This is a genomic window from Vibrio spartinae (assembly GCF_024347135.1).
Lineage (GTDB): Bacteria > Pseudomonadota > Gammaproteobacteria > Enterobacterales > Vibrionaceae > Vibrio > Vibrio spartinae.
The window spans coordinates 680,202-698,954 of sequence record NZ_AP024907.1; the positions used below are offsets into that span (position 1 = coordinate 680,202).

An 18,753-nucleotide genomic window follows, 5' to 3' on the forward strand; every position below is an offset into this window, starting at 1 on the left:
TGACATTCATGCAAGAGCGTCAACAATATTATTTACAGGAAATGGGGATTCAGAGCTGGCAGCTCATTCATCCTGAGCGAATTCCGGGTGTGGTCCACACACCGTATGATTTGCCATCATCCTGTAAATTATTATTTGTCAGTCCGGTTTTACCTGAAGGAACTCAGGCGGTGATGTTTGAGAAAGTGTTGAAGAGTTTTGATGTTTCTCTTGAAGAAGCACGACATGTCTATCCTCATTCGCTTGATTTGGTTGCTCTGACTCATATTGAATGGATCTGGTTTGCCGGTTGTTCTGTACCGGAGGGGATAACAGCAAAACTGCTCACGTCACCTTTGTTGAGCCAGATTGACGGTCATCCTTTACATCGTCGCGAGCTCTGGCGTCAAATTTGTTCTTATCAGGCCTCATGAATATTTCAATTATCCCAATGTCCTCTGACCATCTGGATCAGATCTATCAAATAGAGTGTCGGGCTCACTCGTTTCCTTGGAAAGCGTCGATCATCCGTGCTCTGGATAGTCGCGGCGCTTGTCATCATACTTTGTTAATTGATGGGCGTGTTGGTGGCTATTTTTATGCTCAGAATATTGTCGGTGAAGTCTCGTTGCTCAACATTGCCGTTGATCCGGTGCATCAAGGCAAAGGGATTGGCCGACAGCTGCTCACGTTTTTTCTCGATTTTTGTGAACAGCATGCTGTAGAAAGCGTGTGGTTAGAGGTGAGAGCGAGTAATCTGCCAGCATATCAGCTGTATCTCAATGCGGGGTTCAATGAAGTTGATCATCGTTTTGGCTACTATCCGACTGAAAATGGTCGTGAAGATGCAATTATCATGAGCTATTTTCTATAATCACATCCCTGATTACATTTCGTCTGACACGTCGTTCTCCATCCCTTTTCGTTATCATCTGTCCGTTCATTTGTTTTCAAAAAAATGACGGATTCAGATGTCATGAACGATTGAATTAAAATAACTGAAGTATCTATCATTTTAAATAAATACTTTTGAGCAGATTGTCTCATTGTTGATATTTTGACAGTAAAATAACATTCCTATGTATCTAACTTGATGTTAATTCGATTTTTTATCGATATAACTTGACTGTACAGTCAATAAAAACAACCCCACCAATGATGTTGTTCTAACGTATTTTATCATAATTAATTATTGTGTGAATTTAATGTCTCATTTTTAAGAATGAGAGGGATATAAGTGTTATTTGCCTTTATTAAGATTGAAATAATAGTGACTGATGTCGCATACTTTGACTCTGGTCAACTTCACATTTTGACAAATAAAGTGAAGTCGCTCATGTGAACTTGGTAAGTGGATGATAACTTTTTATTTAAAAAAATAAATATAAACAATAGGTTATGTTGTTTTTAGCCGTTGTGCCATAGCGTCGTTTCTTCAGTTCGTGGGGTGCTTCACCCAAGGGCGGTAGCATACTAAATTTATATTGGTTAGGTGGGATGTCAGATGGGATATGGTAGTCGAATTAAATATTATGGAGAAGAGTCATCAGTCGGATTTAAGATTGTTGATATTTTTGTTATTTCAATGATTTTATTTTTAGTGTCAGATCTGTATTTAGACGGATTTACAACTATTTATCAACTAATATTGAGTCTTTTTGCTGTTGTCTATTTTGTTGTTTCTGATGTCGCAGGTGTGTATCGACCATATAAATATCTTTCATTTAAACAAAATTTCTTTGCGATAGTGATGACTTGGAGTATTTGTGTCGCATTATCTCTTATTGTTGGCTTTTTCCTTAAAATCAGCGAAGACTATTCTCGTCTGGTGATTGGTTTATGGTTCGCTCTAACCCCGTTATGTTTGGTGGGATGGCGCTGGCTGGTTCACGGCATGTTCCGTGTGATCTTCCCCGGAGATAAACATCGCAGCAAAGCCATCATCATCGGAGCGACAGGGTCCGGTCTCCAACTGGCTCAGGAGCTCAAGCAGCACCGTTCAAGTCGGGAAGTGTTGGTCGGCTTCTATGATGACCGCAGTCTGGATCGAATCGGCTTACATCGCCTCTCTTCTCCCCTACGCGGAAAAATCGATGATGCACTGATGCTGGCGAAAAGCCACAGTGTACAGAAAGTTTATATTGCATTGCCGATGGAAGCTGCCAAACGAATCAAACAAATCTTAAATGCCTTTGCTGACTCGAATGCCCATGTCTACGTTGTTCCTGATTTCTTTACCTTTGATCTGATGCAATCGCGGCTGAAAAATATTGGTAAAGTTGTCACATTGAGTGTTTATGACACACCTTTCTACGGTTTTGCTTCTTTGATCAAACGTATCGAAGACATCATCCTCGCCTCAATCATTATCACGCTGATTAGTCCCGTGCTGTTATTTGTTGCCATTGGCGTGAAACTGTCGTCCCCGGGACCCGTCATTTTCAAACAGGAGCGCTATGGTCTCGATGGCAAACCGATCAAAGTCTGGAAATTCAGATCAATGCGGGCCATGGATAATGGTTCGGTGGTGAAACAGGCAACCAAAAATGACCCTCGCGTGACCCAATTCGGAGCTTTCATTCGCCGCACCTCTTTAGATGAGTTACCGCAGTTTATCAATGTGATTACCGGACAGATGTCGATTGTCGGCCCACGTCCGCACGCGGTTGCGCACAATGAGGAATATCGTGGGCAGATCGATAAGTATATGCTCCGACATCATGTCAAACCCGGCATTACTGGCTGGGCTCAAATTAACGGCTACCGAGGAGAAACTGACACACTCGATAAGATGGAAAAGAGAGTTGAGTTTGATTTGAGCTATATCCAGACATGGTCTCTATGGCTCGATTTAAAAATTATATTCTTGACGGTATTGAAAGGATTTGTCGGGAAAACAGCATATTAATCCACTGTTTTCCGAGAGTTGGGTTTAGAGTTCTGATAGGTAAGTGATGTTGAAAATAATATTAAAAGGCATGGTTTTATGCTGCATATTCTTTTCTGTTTTTTCCAGTGCAACTGAATATAGATTAGGTGCTGGGGATACAATCAGAATTTCTGTATATGGGGAGCCCGATTTATCGTATGAGCAGTATCTCATCGATAGTGGTGGAACAATGGATTACCCTTATTTAGGTAATCTGGAACTAAAACATAAAACGCTTCGTGAACTGCGAGCTATGATTGTCGGCGGTTTGAAAGGTCAGTATTTAGTCGATCCGAAAGTGACAATCAACATTGTGAAATATCGAAATATCTATGTGAATGGTGTGGTTAATTCTCCGGGCGGATATGAATATCAACCGGGACTGACTGTTCAGAAAGCGATTGCTCTGGCTGGCGGATTTCTCGCGAAATACCGCAAAACGCGTGGTATCTATTTGACCAAAGATGAAGAAATCGAAGGATTATCCCAGGATCAGATTGAGGAATTACTGAAAGGTAAACATGAAGTTGAACTGAATGAAACTGTACATCCCGGTGATACGATTTATGTGGTGAGTTCTTTTTGGTAAGTCTGAAAATATAAAATAGATTAAGGCAAGGTAAACAATGCAAGAGCACTTTGAAGATAATGCCAATCAACAGAATGATATGATTGATCTGACACATTATCTGAATTTAATCAAGAGAAACTGGATCTCAATATTATTATTCTCAATATTGGTGACCGGGCTGTCAGTATTTATTGCACTGTCTTTAAAGTCGAAATATACCGCAACGGCTACCTTACTGATTGAATCAAAAGAAAGACAGGCGATTTCAATTGAAGAGGTTGTCGGTATCGAACCCAATCAAAAAGAATACTATCAGACACAGTTTGAAATATTGAAATCCAATCAGATTGCTGAAAAAGTGATTCATAAATTGGCTTTGGATCAGAAGGAAGAATTTAATCCATTGCTGAGCCAGGAGAAAGGGATTATCGAGACGATAAAATCTTACCCTGTGATTGCTGGATTGCTTGGTTCGACGAACGAAGAGGAAGCGCCGGATCCTGAATATGTTCGTCAGAAAGTGTTAAATGCATTTAAGAAAAGCCTTGAGATTACACCGATTTTAAAGACCCAGTTGGTCAGCATCAGCTTTACCTCGGAGGATCCGCAACTGGCAGCCAAAATCGCCAATGAAGTTGGTTACGCTTATATTGAAAATAATCTCGAATCGAAGCTCTCCGTAACGCAGTACGCATCAAGCTGGATATCATCGCGTTTGTCTGAGTTAAGGGATCAATTAGCCGATTCTGAAAAAGCCCTCTCTGACTTTTTGATCAAAGAGAAATTGATTGACGACAGCGGCATTGAATCTCTTGCCAGCAAACAATTGGCAAGTTTGACTGAGCGATTGGCACAAGTTCGCGATGAGCGAATAGAAACAGAATCAGCCTACAAGGCGTTAACGACGGGAAATGTGAAAGATATTGCTTCTTTGTCTGCGATCCCTTCGATCTCCCAGCATCCTCAGGTGATTGATATCCGAAATGCGGAGCTGGAAGCCCAGAATGAAGTCAATGAATTAAGCAAACGCTATGGGCCGAAGCATGACAAAATGATCGCCGCTCAAGCGAAACTAAAGTCGATTGAAGATCAGGCCCAACGAGTCACTCAGAAATTGATTCGGGGCATCGGCAAAGAGCTACAGGCAACAAAAGAGCAAGAAGCGCTGTTGGTGCAGGAAGTCACACGCGAGAAGAATGATTTTCAGGCGTTGACGGTCAAGAAAAGCAAATATGATTCATTGCAGCGTGAAGTTGAAACCAATCGGGAGATTCTCAACCTCTTTTTGACGCGACAAAAAGAAACCACAGCGACCAGTGATTTTGACTCGACGAGTGCCCGATTTACTGATCTGGCTTTGATTCCCCAGTTACCCAGTGCACCGAAACGAAAACTGATAGTCATTGCTGCATTTATTTTCAGTATCGGAATGGCGATTGGCTTTCTTATCATGCTTGATCTCCTGAAAAATACCATTGAATCCGCGGGTGATTTTGAAGACAAGTTCGGCTTAATTCCGATGGGTGGAATTCCGGTGGTGAAATCCAAACGATTCCGCAAGCAACCGATCGATAGCAGTATCTTTACGGATGAGAATGAGGTGGGTTTTAGTGAGTCGATTCGTTCAATCAGAACCTCTTTGCTGGTCAATCATATTGATAGGCAACACCGGAAGATTGCGGTGACGTCATCGCTACCCGAAGAAGGTAAGACCACGGTTGCTCTCAATTTGGCGGTTTCATTTGCCAAAGTTGAGCAAGTTTTATTTATTGATCTCGATTTACGTAAACCAGCGGTTGCCGAACGTTTTGGCTACAAGAAATATCAGCAAGGGCTCACGAATCATTTGTTGATGAATACACCATTAAGTGAGTGCATCTTTAAAGATGAAGCATCCGGTTTATCGGTTTTACCTGCCGGCATGTTAGCGGCGAATCCTCAAGAGTTGTTGAGTTCTCACCAGTTGAAAGCGTTACTGACAGAGCTGGAAGCCAGTTATGATCGGATTATTATTGATACGCCGCCAACGCTACCGGTTAGCGATTCTTTAATCATCGGACAGCTAGTCGATTCTATTGTGCTGGTGGTGAAAGCGAATGCGACCAAGCAGACATTAGTGAAAAAAGCGATGACCAAACTCATCAGTCATCAAAGTACGCTTGCCGGTGTGGTCATCAATCAGATCAGTCAGAAAGCTGGTGCGCCTGAGAATGAGTACGGTCAGTATTACGGCTATGCGGAAAACTGAAATCTGGCAATGTAACTCAGGGATGATGGGAATGAATTGCTCGAAAATTTCACAGTATGCGCTGATTGCGATCTCCGTATGGATGATCATTTTCTCGGGACAGGCATTGATGGGGAGTTTGTACAGCAATGTTGTCCATCTGGAAATTGAGCGTCTCGACCAATCAGATCATCAGATAACCGATGATGCACTTGCGCAGTTGAATCAATTCAAAGATAGAATGTTGTCATGGGATGACGGCAATCCGGAAAATCTGTCAATGGCTGCTTATACCGCGTTACTGAATAGTTTTGCTGCAAAGGGATTTGCCAGAGAGCAGTATTTGCAGCAAAGCGATCATTATAACTGGCAATCGATCCGGCGCAGACCTTTGTTTCCTGACGGCTATACTCAGGAAACGGAACTGCTTGCCTTATGGGAAAAGCCATTTGATGAAGTTGTCCGGGTCTTGAATATGGCTGAGACATTCGGACCTTATGAAAAATATACGGCCGAAACCGCGCTGAATGTGTTGTTTAAGTATTGGGCGCAGCTATCTCAGCAACAGCGTCTGAATGCGATTCATTATATGACTGCGCATGAAAAATATGGTCTGAAACGGTGGCGGTTGAATGAAATATTCAAAGTTTCCCCTTACAAACAACAGTTTTGCAGTCTGGCTATATTTATTCGTTTGCCTTTGTGGACGTGTGGCAATTTATCGGATGCGGCACGCAATGCGCCTCGTTCTCAGAAGGGCGTCTGAATGAAGCGATACTGGATACTGATTTTGGCTGTCATGGTGGTTTGCTCTCTTTCGCTGAGTAAAAGTAGCGGTTTTGGGGCGCAACACGTGATTGCTCTGGAACAGATCTTAGGCGGAGATAAATACCTGCATTTCTTGTGTGCTTTTGTTCTGACTTGCCTGTCGATCTGGGTGACCCGATCCCGTGTGCGCAACCATAAGACCAAGTGTTTGATCGGTTGGCCGACCTTGATTGTTGTTGTACTCATGATGCTGGATGAGTCCTCTCAGTTTTGGCTGCAGAGGCGTGAATTTTCAGTCGATGACATGATGACGAATCTGTTTGGTGTTGCGATGGCATTGTGTGTTGCAACCTGTGTGAATTACATCCTGTCAAACAAAGCGCGTTTTGATGACTAAATCCTGACTATCACCGATTCAGGCAGATGCAATTTTAGACAGATAGAAATTTTAGACAGATAGCAATCGAACACAGAAGTGAGCTCAATGAGATTCCACAAAAACACATTATATAGTCTTTTAATTTCGTCTAATTTGTTATTTTTGACGCTGTCTAATGGTTTGTTCAAACGCCCGATTTTGACTTTATACCTACTGATTTTTCTGTCGTTATCATTGCGGCCATCGGTCATTAAACAGATGGTTTCATTATGCCGGCGTTGTTATCCACTTATGATTGTTTTTGCATGGTGTGCAGTGACAGGCCAATGGTCGCCATGGCCGAAAGTGACTTACTATGAATTGCTCTGGCAATTGATCTTATTTGGTTATGTGATGCTGTTTGTGATCCATTTTTATGCGATCAATGCCCGGCGAGTCGTTTACTACACCTTCTGTGTCTGGTTATTTTTAACTTATTTCCTCGTGTTTAAAAATGATCTATTGGCCGGGCGCTTGCTGGAAATATCAGGCGCGTTTGCCAATAAAAATAATTTAGGGCCGATTATCAGTGTCTTTTTGTTTTTTTATCTCTACTCGGTCCAGCGATGGAATGTATTGAGAGTGGGGATGTTGCTGGCGACTCTTTTACTGCTGTTGGCGACGGTATCCAAAACATCCATTGCACTTTTTGTACTGGTCACTTTGCTTGCCCGGAGTATTTTTTACTGGGACAAACAACTGGTTAACCGTTTCCGGCGGCTTTATTACGGGAGCGGTCGCGTTGTCGGGTTTGGTATCTCGGTCGCCTTAATGGTGATGCTGGTGCTCTATTACCAGGATATGGTGGACTGGCTGTTGATGCATGTTCGGGATGAATGGTTGACCGGCCGCGGTAAGCTGTGGTTGGTGATGTTGAATCAATCTTACGAAAAGCTGTTTTTGGGCGTAGGTTACTCCGCGGTTTGGGGATTGGGCGACAACAACCTGATCCAAGGGACAGAACTCGCAAAATATGCGCCGGAGTGGGTGGAAAAGCTGGCTGCATCGGATGGCGGTTATGTCGATATGCTTATTTCTATCGGTGCTATCGGGACCGCGCTTTTCGTCTATACCATTTGTGATTTTTTTATGACCTTTTATACATCACTGCGAACTCAGAAAAATGTCGCAATCACGAAGTTATGTTTTTGTGTCGGCACGTTTGTTGTTTTGAATAATGTCACGGAGACGAAGTTTTTATTGGGTTCCGGCTTTAGCTGGTTTTGTTTTCTCTTCTGCTATGTGTTGTTGAAATACATCACAGGTAAAGAGTATTTTTTAAAAAATAAAGTGTCGTCATGAGTAATATTCGAAAATTGATTTGGTTCAGTCTGGACAATCTTGGTGGGGTAGTGTTCGGATTGTTCAGTATCGTCTTTATTGCCAGAATATATGGGCCGACGAATATGGGATATCTCTCTTATATTCAAGCGTTGGCGAGTATTCTCTCTTGCGTGTTTATTCTGGGAATGGATAACGTCGTGATGAAAGAATATGTGCAGCATCGTGAGAAAAAGCGGGTGTTTTATGCGGTTTCTTTGGTGCGCTTGGTTGGTGGTATTGTCTTCTTTAGTGCGGTGTTTTGTTGGGCTTATTTTTTCAGTAAGACACCGGATGAATTGGTGTTGACGCTGGCATTCACCGCTTGTGTCACTACTTATTTCGGGAAGTCTTCTGCATTTCGGCTCTATTTTCAAGCGACCGAACAGCCCCGGGTTCTGTCAATTTCTACCGTGGCATCGCGGGTGGCAGCCATCGTTTATATTCTGGGCGTCATTTACTTTCAGCTGAGTTTTGTCTGGGCAATTTTCTATCTGGTGGTGTACTCGGTGGTTGCTCAGGTGATTTTACTGTGTGAATTTTATCGCGAGACCAAAGATGAGTTGTTCCCTGCGATTGCCGATAGTCTTCGATATGGTAAACAGCTGCTGAGCGAGTCGAAGTTTGTCTTTTTCTCTTCCATTCTGTTTCCGATCTTTATGTACTTTGATGTGGTGATCATCGAAAAATTCCTCTCTCCTGAAGCGGTTGGGTTATACGGTGTCGCAACAAAGTTAGTCATGCAGTTACTGTTCGTCGGCCATATTTTTGTCTTTGCATTTTTTACCCGTCTCAATCAAGAGCTCAATGAACAGAAGTTGGATGGGTATATTTTCCGAAATATTGTCCGACTGATGATTTACTGTTCTGTCGGCGGCGGTATTTTTGTCAGTTTAACCGGGGACTATATCGTTCATCTGCTTTATGGGGAACAGTATCAAGGCGCAGGAATTATTCTCAAGATCCTGATTTGGAAACTGGTGTTTTCTTACTTTGGGGCGCTGTTTTCCCGGGTGCTGATCATCCGACAGTGGACCAGTATTGAACTGATTAAAACGGTGATTGCATCGACGGTTTCTCTGTGTGCATCGATCATGGCCGTGCAGATCTGGGGAGCAACCGGTGTGGCGACGGTGTCAGTGGTTTCTTATGCGATTGCTGATTTATTCGCTTATCTGTTGTTTGCCCGGACACGTATTTTTTTCATGGTTGTTGTGCAAGAGTTGGCGCGTATTGTTATCCGGCCAGTCGAGGCGTTCAGACAGAGTGTGGCATTTCTGGTAGAGGGGCGTCAGCGTTATGGGCATTAGTATGATGGACATTAGTATGATAGACATGAGTATCATTATCCCTGCATACAATGCAGCCGAAACGTTGCCTGATACGCTCAGGTCTATTTTTGCCAGTTGCCCGCAAGATGACTGTCGCTTTGAAGTGATCGTCATTGATGATGGTTCAAGTGATGCAACCCAAGCACAATTAGAAGCGCATTTTGCTCAGCAACTCAGTACCGGCCGCTTGTGCTATCACTACCAGCAAAATGCCGGGGTCAGCGTGGCTCGGAATACCGGACTGAATCTGGCACAAGGGCGTTATATTACATTTGTCGATGCAGATGATGCGGTTCAGCATGACTACCTCATTCGTCTTTATGAACTGATACAACAGCACCCGGATGTTGATATCTTCGAGTTTGGCTATCAGACTTTTCGCTATCAGGTTGACACCGTGCTGGGGCGCGGGCATGTGACACGCTGTCGGGGATTCAATACCAAACAACCCGCATTTGAAGGCGCCGTCTCATCATTTGTCTGGCTGGTCATGTGTCGCTTGATTAAAGCTGATGTGGCAAAGCGAGCTACTTTTCCGGCCGGGGTGAAATACTGTGAAGATTTAATGTACTTGTGTGCCGTGTATGCGCAGGCGCAAACATGTTATGCCAGTGAGCTGGCGTTATATCGGTATCGGATTGGTGAAACCAGTGCGATTTCCCGGGTCACGATGGCGCAGTGTCAGCAGGTCCGTGAGTTTCTTCATACGCATGTGTTTCAGGAACGTCGGGTCAATGGTGAACAACCCAATGGGACTGACCAAACCGATATTGCGCACCTGAAAAAGATTGTCGATGCGAATTTGTATTATATGTGTCACTCGGCTGGTAAACGCACCATGTCATTCTTTGAATTTTGCCGTCAGGTGCAACGTCTGCCGGTGCTGACAATATGCCGACTCTATACTCACGGTTTGTTATCCCGTCGCAAGACGATGATCTGTCTCTTTCCCTCGATTTATTTTTTCGGTCATAGGATGAAACGGCGATGAGAATTATTTTTCGTATTTCTTATATGGGATTTGGCGGGGCAGAGCAGGTGTTTTTGTCTGTCGCCAGAACACTGATGCAGGAGCATGACGTGTTATTCGTCACGGATAGCGCAGAGGGGGCGAGTTACACCACATTGTTGAATGAAAATATTCCAGTGCGCAGTCTGAATGTGAAGCGAACGTTTATGAGTCTGTTGCGTTTTAAGCGTGTGATTGATGCGTTTAAACCTGACGTGATACTTTCGGCTTATCCGGATACCAATGCTGCCTGTCTTTTGTCCGCAGCGATGGCACGGCATCAGGCCAAAGTCGTGGTCAGTGAACACGCCTCAATCGTTGAACATTTTCAGCATAAATCCGCATTGACTCGTTTGAAAGTTCGTCTGATTGTGCAGTGTCTCTATCGTCTGGCTGATCAGGTCGTGGCTGTGTCTGAAGGGGTGATGAACGATATCGTACCGCTCATCAAACGTGCCGATAAATGCTGTTTCATTCACAATCCGGTGCGCTTTGATCAGACAGCCCCTGCGTTCGATGCGCGATCGATTCACCAAACGACCGATGCTCAGCCTTCCGTTATTGCTCAAACCGACGATGATGCTGGCGCGGTGAAAAAGGGCGGCTCTAAAACCATTTTGGCTGTCGGGCGAGTCACGCCGCAAAAAGATTACATGACTTTACTTCGGGCTGTCCGTTACCTGATAGAGACACAACACCAAGATGATATACAAGTCATGATTGTCGGTGGCACACATGATAAGGCCGAGATGGCCCGATTAACCGAGTATATCGAACGGCATCAATTACAGCCTTACATCACCTTTGTCGGATTTTCGGATCAGGTTGAGCGTTATTACGCCCAAGCGGATCTGTTTGTCCTGTCTTCAGCGTGGGAAGGGTTTGGCAATGTGATTGTTGAGGCACTTGCGTTTGGCGTGCCGGTCGTATCCACCGATTGTCGCAGTGGACCGGCTGAAATTTTACAAGATGGTCAGTTTGGCCGTTTGGTTACCGTCGGTGATAGTACCACGCTGGCAATGTCGATGATTGATGAACTCGATACACCGTCTTGTACCCGTGCAGCACGTTTAGAACGCGCTGCACAGTTTTCTGAACGTGAAATCAGTCAACGTTATAAAACACTGTTTGAAGCATTAGTTTAAAAAACTGTTTTAAAACCTTGTCTTAAAGGATTGTCTTAAAAGATTTGTTTAAAAGATTGATTGAAAGCTTGGTGATGTCACGAGTCGGTGCACGATGCCGGATTTCAAATCATGTTGCAAATGTGGTGCACTTTCAAATTCAGTGGGCTTTTTAAAATAATGAGTAAGCTTAAAGGTTTTCGGAGATGTTGAATAATATCAGGGCGGATGTATTTCGCTGGTATGGAAAATACAGCAGGTTGCTGTTGGTTAAGGCCTTTCTTAGCCAGAAGGGATTCCGTTTTGTGTTGCTCATGCGTTTGGCGAAGCATAGTCGGCGCATTCCGGGACTCAATGTATTGTTTATCTTCCTCTATAAGGTATCCAAGATTATTTATACCAGTGATGTCAATTATCGCGCCTCAATAGGGCCGGGACTGAGAATGCACCATGTATTCGGCACCACTTGGGGGGAACATGTCACGATCGGGCGGAATGCGACGATTGTACATAATGTCACCATCGCCGGTAAAGACGGTGCGTGGCCGAGCATTGGTGACAACGTCTATCTCGGTACCGGCTGTTGCATTCTCGGCGGGATTCGCATTGGCAATAACGTGGTTGTCGGTGCCAATGCTGTCGTGACCAAAGATGTCCCCGACAATGCCATTGTTGCCGGCATCCCGGCTAAAGTCGTGTCAGAGAAAGGTTCTGCCGATTTTATCGTTAACCCATGGAGTGATGACTGAGTATGGATATTATCGTATTAGGAACTGGTCAGAATGGCGGGATTGATGCTGTGATTCACAATCTGAAGCTCAATTTGAATCAGCAGTTTCGCTATCGTCGGTTTATCAGCCATAAAGGGGGCAATAAACTATTCGACCTGATGTTGGCGCTGTGGGGATTGTGGGTTGTTTTCTGGCTATCGCTGCTTCCCGGAGAGCGTATTTTTCACCTGCATATGTCTTATCGCGGTAGTTTCTGGCGTAAAAGAATCTACCAGAAGGTGGCGCAGTTTTTCGGTCGTAAGGTGCTGATCCATTTACACGGTTCAGAATTTAAAAAATTCTATCAGGCCAGTGATGCCAACGTGCAGCAGAAGATCCGGCAACTGATCTGTCGCGCGGATGCCTTTATCGTCCTCTCCGAATCATGGCGTGAGTATATTGAGTCGATCCTTGAGTCGCCACAGCAAGCCAATCTAGTGGTATTACCCAATTTTGCTGTTGTCGCACCGTCTCCGGAATCCGAAGGGCGGCAGAATCATGTGTTGTTTTTGGGTGCATTGATCGAGCGGAAAGGTATTTTTGATCTGTTGCGTGCTTTACGCGATTTGCCGGATGTGATTTTACATGTGGGTGGTGGCGGTGATGTGGCGCGTTTTCAGCAAGCGGTCACTGAGTTCGGGGTTGAAAAACAGTTGGTATTTCATGGCTGGATTGATCATGAGAAGAAAGCACAGTTGATGGCCGAAACGCAGCTATTGGTTTTGCCATCTTATAACGAAGGATTGCCGGTCGTGATTCTGGAAGCAATGGCTTCGGGGCTGCCCGTATTGTCAACACCGGTCGGTGGTATTCCCGAGGTGATGATTCCCGGACAAACCGGTTATCTGGTGGAACCGGGCAATGTTGAACAGTTAACCGCGATGATCCGTCAGGCGCTTGCTGACGATGCCCGGTTAAGTCTGGCCGATAATGCGAGAGCGCTTTATCAACAAAATTACGATGTGTCGGTTGTCATGCCGCGCTTAGAAAAACTATATGTCAGTTAAGGTTAGGTTATGATCATGAGGAAAATTCTATATCTATGTCTCTTTGGGGGGCTGGGGAGTTATTCAGCAATGGCTGCGGCCTGTTGCAGTGAAGCGCAGAAGTCTGCCGAGCTGAAACAAGTGCTTGAGTATAATCAACCCGCCGAACAATTCTTTTTTGAAGCCAGTGATAAAGCCATCGCGCTGAAAGATGATGGGGTACAGTTTATTCTGACGGGGAATAATTCTTATATCTTTAACGGTGAACGTTCGGAAGTGAGTGTTCAGAGCCCGTATGACGTTGGTGATACGGTGCGTTATCAGTTCTCTTTTAAGCTACTGGACTCGCCAGTCTTTTCTCAAGGATGGGATGGGGTTTGGGTCATTGTCGCTCAGTGGCATGATCAACCTGATCCGAGAAAAGGGGAGACTTGGTCAAATTATAAGAGTAGCTCTCCGCCGCTTTCCTATCAGCTCGAATATGATGATCAACTCTATCTGGTGCTGCATACGGATAATCATGATGAAAGAATTCCTGTCCGGCCCGAGCAGCAAATTACCTGTCGTACTCAGGTGCACTGGCTCTATAAGACTGATGGCCGGGTGTCAGGCTGGTGTGATGTGGACGGTGTTCGGCATCCGTTTGACTTTGCCGATGACATCATGATTAACGATTACTACCACTATTTTAAGTTTGGTTTATACCGTGACAAAAATATCGATGCGTTGATGGGCATCGAATATAACGCGCTGACGATCAATGAGGTAAACGATGAAGAATAAGATATTGTTGGTGGCTTCTCCTGGCGGGCACTTTGTTCAGTTGAGTCTGCTCTCTGAAAAGCTCGATTGCTGTGAAAGAATTGTCGCGGGGACTTATGATAAGCAGCCCGGATTTATGGCGGGAGAGCGCTATTATCAAATTTCTGACTTTAGCCGCGATACTGCTTATCTGGCGATTAAAGTTGTATTCCAGTGTCTGAAAATCCTCAAGAAAGAACGTCCGTCGTTGGTGGTAACCACCGGGGCTGCTCCCGGGTTGGTGATGGCATTACTGAGTAAAATGAGTGGGATAAAAACAGTCTGGGTTGACAGTATCGCCAACTCGAAAAAACTATCGTTGTCGGGGCGGTTGGCTGCGAAGTGTCGTATCCATGTTATCTCGCAATGGCGAGAGGTCGCTGAATCTCATCAGGTGACTTATCAAGGAAGAGTCATATGATTTTTTTAACCGTAGGTACACAATTACCGTTTGATCGCTTGATCCAAACGGTGGATCAATTGGCCGAAAAATATCATCTGGATGTTTGTAGCCAGATTGGGGAGTCTGACTATCAGGCCAAATCAATTCAGTGTGCGAAGTTTTTTGCGCCCGATGAACTCGATGAGCAGTTCCGCCAGTCTGAATTGATCATCTCTCACGCAGGAATGGGGACGATTATCAATTGCTTGCGAATCCGCAAGCCGTTAATTATTTTCCCCCGGTTAGCTCAGTATCAGGAACACCGCAATGATCATCAGTTGGATACACTGAATTCATTTTCTAATGTGAAAGGCATTTATACCGCCCGGGATGAACAAGAGCTTGAAGCGTTGCTGAGCAACTATCAGGCATTACAAGCGCCCGATGGATTGGATACGCCAGAACGTGATCAATTGGCGCAATATATCCTGTCACTGGCAGGTGCCTGATTGTCTAGCCTAGAGTTGATAGAACGATGATGAAAAAAATTAAAGACTTTATACAAATTCAGGTCCGACAACGTCTGCTTTCTTTGAATGTGTGGTACCTCAACCGCTTTTTCGGGACACACATCGATGCAACGGCAAGAATTTCTTTAAAAGCCAAAATCGATAAACGCAATGGTGACGGGATTTATATTGACGAAGGGACATACGTCGCGTTTGGCGTGGCTATTTTGGCACATGATATGTGTCGCCACCTCAAAGCGGATGTCCGGATTGGTAAAAATTGTCATATCGGCTGCAATTCTCTGATCCTACCGGGTGTCACGATCGGTGATTCATGCATTGTGGCTGCGGGAGCTGTTGTGACCAAAGATGTCCCGTCAAACACGTTAGTGGCTGGCAACCCTGCGATGGTCAAAAAAGAAGGGATTCAACTCAATCGGCTAGGGATCTTTCCGAAAGACTCGGGCTCAAAAACGGAAGAATAATCGATGATAGAGATAAACAATTTATATGCGAATCATCTAAAGTTAAAATTCGGCTGTTTTTTTACCGGATTGATTTTAGTTTTAATGACACCTTTTCAAGTGAGTGCTGACACGATTACATATCCGAATGGGGCGCATGTTGCGGTTCATCTGTCGTATGATGATGCATTATCATCTCAGTTGGATCATGCGGTTCCCACCCTCGATCAATACAATATCAAAGGCTCTTTTTATCTGTTACCGGGCTCAGCAACGCTCAATAATGAGCAACAAGTTGAGGCGTGGAAGAAAGTGGCGCAGAACGGCCACGAACTGGGTAACCATACCGTGTTTCATCCCTGCTCTTCTAAAGGACCCAATCGGGGTTGGGTCAAACCCTATGCCTCTCTGGAGCAGCGGACACCCGAATGGATGGCAGCGGAAGTCAAAATGGCAAATACGTTCCTGTTTTTACTCGACGGGCAAAAAAGTCGGACGTTAACACCACCGTGCTTTGAGACAATGACGGGGAGCGGTGATTATTTGTCGGCTGTCCGGCCATTGGTCGCCGGGGTATATGGACACACACTCCCCAAGCCGGAAGAGGTTTTCTGGTCTGCCCATAATGTATCTGGTCAACAGCTCATCAATTACATTAAACGCTCGGCTGCGAATCCTCAGACTAAAATTATCGGCATCAAATTTCATGGGGTTGGTGGTGATTATTTATCTACAAGCAATAAGGCGCATAAAAAATTGGTGCGATATCTGGCGAAGCATCATGATCAATATTGGGTCACAACCTATAAAAATATTGTCGATTATATCAAGCAACAATAATCCTTTCCCCGAGATGTATTATTTCTCGTCTGCTACGAAGACTCATTGATCTGGCTATTGTGCGATTGATGGGTCTTACTTATGGCTATTTCAGCTTACATTTGTCTCATTATTGATACTTGGATCAGTTACTAATTCAATCGTCTTGTTTTACACCGCCCCCTAATCCTATAGTTTGCACCATCGAATGAATGTAATAGTCATCAACATTGAATTGTTATGTTTATTATCGGATGAGATCGCCATGATTAAATTGGCATAACGACGGGGAATTGTGATGAAACGCAAAGGATTGGTAGTGAATATTTTATGGAGTGTCGGATTGACATTCTCCGTAATGGCCGCACCGGATAACGGGACTCAAACTGATACCGTTTCAGCGGCAGCCGCCCCTAATGAACAAGCACAAGTCGAGCAACGGGTTGAACAGTTGTTTGCTGTTCATTCTCCGCTCGACGTTGTTGCTATGATAGCTGGGGAAAATCCACTTGATGCACCGATGGTACTTCAGGCCGTGTATCGCAAAGCGCCGAATGTTTCTCTTGAGAGCCTGGTGTTAGCTGCGTTTAATGCGGCGCCAGAAGCCGCGTTGGCGATTGCATCAATGGCACTCGATTTGGGGTTAGATGCAACGCTTTTACCGCAACTTGCCATTACTGCTAATATTGACCCGACGACCGTTGCCCAAGCAACCGCAGCGGGTCCTGCCGAAACACAACAAGCACCGCTCATCAGACGCCACCCCCGGGGAAGCGGTATCTCTCCAAGTTAATAGCTAGGTCATGATGTGCAGCCGTAACTTCCTTACTTACCGTCAGAATACAGAATGAAGGACGTGGATCTTGAGAGAGGAAGACCGTGACTCATAGTGAACGTTGGTGCTGGTATTCTTTATTGCTCATGTTGATCTGGCTGCCGATTCCACTGGGTAGCCACAGGATGTGGTCATGGTCGATATTTGAAATCTGGATATCCTGTCAGACAGTATTGCTCAGTGTGTCTTTATGGCACCGGTTCCCTTGGCAGAAAATAAGAAAATTTGTCTGGCTGCTGGCACCGCTGAGTCTCTTTCAGTGTTGGGTAGCCATTCAGGCGATACCGTTACCGGTTGAGATGCTCGGTGTGATTGCACCGGATGTGGCTCAAATTTATCGTCAGGTCGGCGCAGATGTCGGAAGTCTTTCCTATGACCGCTATGCGACATTGACAGGATTGATGAAAGGGATCGCCTATACACTGTTTGCGCTCAATGCGGTGATGTTGATCCATTCCGTTAAGCGTGTGAAAGCCGTGCTGTATGCGTTGGTGATCAGCGGGACTTTCCAATCATTTTATGGGGGCTTGACCGTATTATTAAATAGCCATCAAAGCTGGTTATTTGGTTTGCCGCAAGGCCATCGGGCGACGGGAACCTTCGTGTATTTCAACCATTTTGCCAATTATCTGGTGATGTGTTTGTGTCTGGGGATCGGCCTGATTGTCTCACAATTACATCAGACTGAATCCGGGTCTTGGCATGTGCGTATCCGTAGGTGGTTCAGTGCACTGATGTCCGCCAAAATGATGATCCGTTTATGTCTGATTGTGATGGTGATTGCTTTGATCATGACACGTTCCCGGATGGGCAATGCGGTTTTCTTCTCCGTGATCGCGTGTGGCGGTGTCATTGCGCTCTGCTTTTATAAGAGAAGACCGAGAGCGTTGACGGCATTAATCATCTCTATGATGATCATTGATACATTTCTGGTGGGGACGTTGTTTGGTATTGATAAGGTCAAGCAGCGTATCGAAGCCACTTCCATTGAAACGGAGACTCGCGATCAGGCAGTGCAGTGGAGTCTGGATATTATTCGGGATTATCCGTTGACTGGCACGGGATTAGGGAGCTTTTATTCCACCTTTCCTCACTACACACACTACAATATCGGCTATTACAACTATGCCCATAATGACTATGTTCAATTCGCTGCAGAGGCAGGAATCCCGGCAGTTGTACTTCTCAGTTTACCGATACTGGTCGCACTGTGGTTTTGTTTCAACGTGATCAGAACCAGACATAGCAAGACGTTGAAAGGAACCGCATTAGGATGCCTGATGGGGATTTTGGCGATGATAGCGCAGATTAGTGTCGATTTTCATCTCCAGGCGCCCGCGAATGCGGTGACATTTATTTTGATGCTCGTGTTGTCTGGCTGTGTGAGACAGATTCAAGTCCGTTCGGACAATCATCAGCTTTCGGTTGAAAAGCTTTCAGTTGATAAGTTTTCAGTTGAAAAACTTTCCGTTGAAAAACTGACTGTGTGAACGTCATCGTTTTATTTGATG

The 18,753-nt window shown here is 44.8% G+C and carries 20 protein-coding genes; all 20 read left to right on the top strand.

What is annotated here, in order from left to right; genetic code table 11:
• Nucleotides 1-8: 8 nt before the first annotated feature.
• Entirely contained in the window at nucleotides 9-413 is a 405-nt protein-coding gene (locus tag OCU60_RS03080; protein ID WP_074372823.1) for a DNA polymerase III subunit psi, read from the top strand.
• The gene (gene rimI / locus OCU60_RS03085) at nucleotides 410-853 is read left to right on the top strand and encodes a ribosomal protein S18-alanine N-acetyltransferase (RefSeq protein WP_074372824.1); all 444 of its coding nucleotides are present in this window, start codon (nucleotides 410-412) and stop codon (nucleotides 851-853) included. The genes OCU60_RS03080 and rimI overlap by 4 nt, the downstream gene beginning before the upstream one ends.
• 630 nt (nucleotides 854-1,483) lie before the next feature.
• Complete coding sequence (locus OCU60_RS03090) at nucleotides 1,484-2,887, top strand: undecaprenyl-phosphate glucose phosphotransferase (protein WP_074372825.1); 1,404 nt, start codon at nucleotides 1,484-1,486, stop codon at nucleotides 2,885-2,887.
• A gap of 70 nt (nucleotides 2,888-2,957) precedes the next feature.
• Complete coding sequence (locus tag OCU60_RS03095) at nucleotides 2,958-3,497, top strand: polysaccharide biosynthesis/export family protein (protein WP_228449022.1); 540 nt, start codon at nucleotides 2,958-2,960, stop codon at nucleotides 3,495-3,497.
• Nucleotides 3,498-3,534: 37 nt separating this feature from the next.
• On the top strand, nucleotides 3,535-5,727 hold the full coding sequence (locus OCU60_RS03100) for a GumC family protein (protein ID WP_074372827.1): 2,193 nt from the start codon (nucleotides 3,535-3,537) through the stop codon (nucleotides 5,725-5,727).
• The gene (locus tag OCU60_RS03105) at nucleotides 5,690-6,472 is read left to right on the top strand and encodes a hypothetical protein (protein ID WP_139302105.1); all 783 of its coding nucleotides are present in this window, start codon (nucleotides 5,690-5,692) and stop codon (nucleotides 6,470-6,472) included. The genes OCU60_RS03100 and OCU60_RS03105 overlap by 38 nt, the downstream gene beginning before the upstream one ends.
• Complete coding sequence (locus OCU60_RS03110) at nucleotides 6,473-6,871, top strand: VanZ family protein (protein ID WP_074372829.1); 399 nt, start codon at nucleotides 6,473-6,475, stop codon at nucleotides 6,869-6,871.
• A gap of 297 nt (nucleotides 6,872-7,168) precedes the next feature.
• Nucleotides 7,169-8,194, top strand: a complete 1,026-nt coding sequence (locus OCU60_RS03115) for a hypothetical protein (protein WP_139302106.1) — start codon at nucleotides 7,169-7,171, stop codon at nucleotides 8,192-8,194.
• The gene (locus tag OCU60_RS03120; protein ID WP_074372832.1) at nucleotides 8,191-9,522 is read left to right on the top strand and encodes a flippase; all 1,332 of its coding nucleotides are present in this window, start codon (nucleotides 8,191-8,193) and stop codon (nucleotides 9,520-9,522) included. Before OCU60_RS03115 ends, OCU60_RS03120 begins: the two co-directional genes overlap by 4 nt.
• Before the next feature lie 16 nt (nucleotides 9,523-9,538).
• Nucleotides 9,539-10,534, top strand: a complete 996-nt coding sequence (locus tag OCU60_RS03125; protein ID WP_159439455.1) for a glycosyltransferase family 2 protein — start codon at nucleotides 9,539-9,541, stop codon at nucleotides 10,532-10,534.
• Nucleotides 10,531-11,697 (top strand): glycosyltransferase, encoded by a 1,167-nt coding sequence (locus OCU60_RS03130; protein ID WP_074372834.1) that lies wholly within the window; start codon nucleotides 10,531-10,533, stop codon nucleotides 11,695-11,697. The genes OCU60_RS03125 and OCU60_RS03130 overlap by 4 nt, the downstream gene beginning before the upstream one ends.
• A 185-nt stretch (nucleotides 11,698-11,882) precedes the next feature.
• Nucleotides 11,883-12,425 carry a serine O-acetyltransferase gene (locus tag OCU60_RS03135; protein ID WP_074372835.1) on the top strand — a complete coding sequence of 181 codons (543 nt, stop codon included), beginning with the start codon at nucleotides 11,883-11,885 and terminating at the stop codon, nucleotides 12,423-12,425.
• Between the two features lie 2 nt (nucleotides 12,426-12,427).
• Nucleotides 12,428-13,453: a glycosyltransferase family 4 protein gene (locus tag OCU60_RS03140; RefSeq protein WP_083602628.1), complete on the top strand. Its 1,026-nt coding sequence runs from the start codon at nucleotides 12,428-12,430 to the stop codon at nucleotides 13,451-13,453.
• Between the two features lie 15 nt (nucleotides 13,454-13,468).
• On the top strand, nucleotides 13,469-14,215 hold the full coding sequence (locus tag OCU60_RS03145) for a heparin lyase I family protein (RefSeq protein ID WP_159439456.1): 747 nt from the start codon (nucleotides 13,469-13,471) through the stop codon (nucleotides 14,213-14,215).
• Nucleotides 14,205-14,654 carry a glycosyltransferase family protein gene (locus OCU60_RS03150; RefSeq protein ID WP_074372838.1) on the top strand — a complete coding sequence of 150 codons (450 nt, stop codon included), beginning with the start codon at nucleotides 14,205-14,207 and terminating at the stop codon, nucleotides 14,652-14,654. The genes OCU60_RS03145 and OCU60_RS03150 overlap by 11 nt, the downstream gene beginning before the upstream one ends.
• Nucleotides 14,651-15,124, top strand: coding sequence for a glycosyltransferase (locus tag OCU60_RS03155; protein WP_074372839.1), 474 nt, complete (start codon nucleotides 14,651-14,653; stop codon nucleotides 15,122-15,124). Before OCU60_RS03150 ends, OCU60_RS03155 begins: the two co-directional genes overlap by 4 nt.
• Nucleotides 15,125-15,150: 26 nt before the next feature.
• The gene (locus tag OCU60_RS03160; RefSeq protein WP_074372840.1) at nucleotides 15,151-15,609 is read left to right on the top strand and encodes an acyltransferase; all 459 of its coding nucleotides are present in this window, start codon (nucleotides 15,151-15,153) and stop codon (nucleotides 15,607-15,609) included.
• A gap of 3 nt (nucleotides 15,610-15,612) precedes the next feature.
• A complete protein-coding gene (locus OCU60_RS03165; protein ID WP_083602630.1) occupies nucleotides 15,613-16,428 on the top strand; it encodes a polysaccharide deacetylase family protein in 816 nt (271 codons plus the stop codon).
• A 298-nt stretch (nucleotides 16,429-16,726) separates the two neighbouring features.
• On the top strand, nucleotides 16,727-17,200 hold the full coding sequence (locus OCU60_RS03170; RefSeq protein ID WP_139302107.1) for a hypothetical protein: 474 nt from the start codon (nucleotides 16,727-16,729) through the stop codon (nucleotides 17,198-17,200).
• Nucleotides 17,201-17,286: 86 nt separating this feature from the next.
• A complete protein-coding gene (locus OCU60_RS03175; RefSeq protein ID WP_235862165.1) occupies nucleotides 17,287-18,732 on the top strand; it encodes an O-antigen ligase family protein in 1,446 nt (481 codons plus the stop codon).
• Nucleotides 18,733-18,753 lie beyond the last annotated feature (21 nt).

Excerpts from the sequence above, each read along its gene's own strand:
- OCU60_RS03080 (WP_074372823.1), top strand. The coding sequence starts at position 9 with ATGCAAGAGCGTCAACAATATTATTTACAGGAAATGGGGATTCAGAGC.
- rimI (WP_074372824.1), top strand. The coding sequence starts at position 410 with ATGAATATTTCAATTATCCCAATGTCCTCTGACCATCTGGATCAGATC.
- OCU60_RS03090 (WP_074372825.1), top strand. The coding sequence starts at position 1,484 with ATGGGATATGGTAGTCGAATTAAATATTATGGAGAAGAGTCATCAGTC.
- OCU60_RS03095 (WP_228449022.1), top strand. The coding sequence starts at position 2,958 with ATGGTTTTATGCTGCATATTCTTTTCTGTTTTTTCCAGTGCAACTGAA.
- OCU60_RS03100 (WP_074372827.1), top strand. The coding sequence starts at position 3,535 with ATGCAAGAGCACTTTGAAGATAATGCCAATCAACAGAATGATATGATT.
- OCU60_RS03105 (WP_139302105.1), top strand. The coding sequence starts at position 5,690 with ATGAGTACGGTCAGTATTACGGCTATGCGGAAAACTGAAATCTGGCAA.
- OCU60_RS03110 (WP_074372829.1), top strand. The coding sequence starts at position 6,473 with ATGAAGCGATACTGGATACTGATTTTGGCTGTCATGGTGGTTTGCTCT.
- OCU60_RS03120 (WP_074372832.1), top strand. The coding sequence starts at position 8,191 with ATGAGTAATATTCGAAAATTGATTTGGTTCAGTCTGGACAATCTTGGT.
- OCU60_RS03125 (WP_159439455.1), top strand. The coding sequence starts at position 9,539 with ATGATAGACATGAGTATCATTATCCCTGCATACAATGCAGCCGAAACG.
- OCU60_RS03130 (WP_074372834.1), top strand. The coding sequence starts at position 10,531 with ATGAGAATTATTTTTCGTATTTCTTATATGGGATTTGGCGGGGCAGAG.
- OCU60_RS03135 (WP_074372835.1), top strand. The coding sequence starts at position 11,883 with ATGTTGAATAATATCAGGGCGGATGTATTTCGCTGGTATGGAAAATAC.
- OCU60_RS03140 (WP_083602628.1), top strand. The coding sequence starts at position 12,428 with ATGGATATTATCGTATTAGGAACTGGTCAGAATGGCGGGATTGATGCT.
- OCU60_RS03145 (WP_159439456.1), top strand. The coding sequence starts at position 13,469 with ATGAGGAAAATTCTATATCTATGTCTCTTTGGGGGGCTGGGGAGTTAT.
- OCU60_RS03150 (WP_074372838.1), top strand. The coding sequence starts at position 14,205 with ATGAAGAATAAGATATTGTTGGTGGCTTCTCCTGGCGGGCACTTTGTT.
- OCU60_RS03155 (WP_074372839.1), top strand. The coding sequence starts at position 14,651 with ATGATTTTTTTAACCGTAGGTACACAATTACCGTTTGATCGCTTGATC.
- OCU60_RS03160 (WP_074372840.1), top strand. The coding sequence starts at position 15,151 with ATGATGAAAAAAATTAAAGACTTTATACAAATTCAGGTCCGACAACGT.
- OCU60_RS03165 (WP_083602630.1), top strand. The coding sequence starts at position 15,613 with ATGATAGAGATAAACAATTTATATGCGAATCATCTAAAGTTAAAATTC.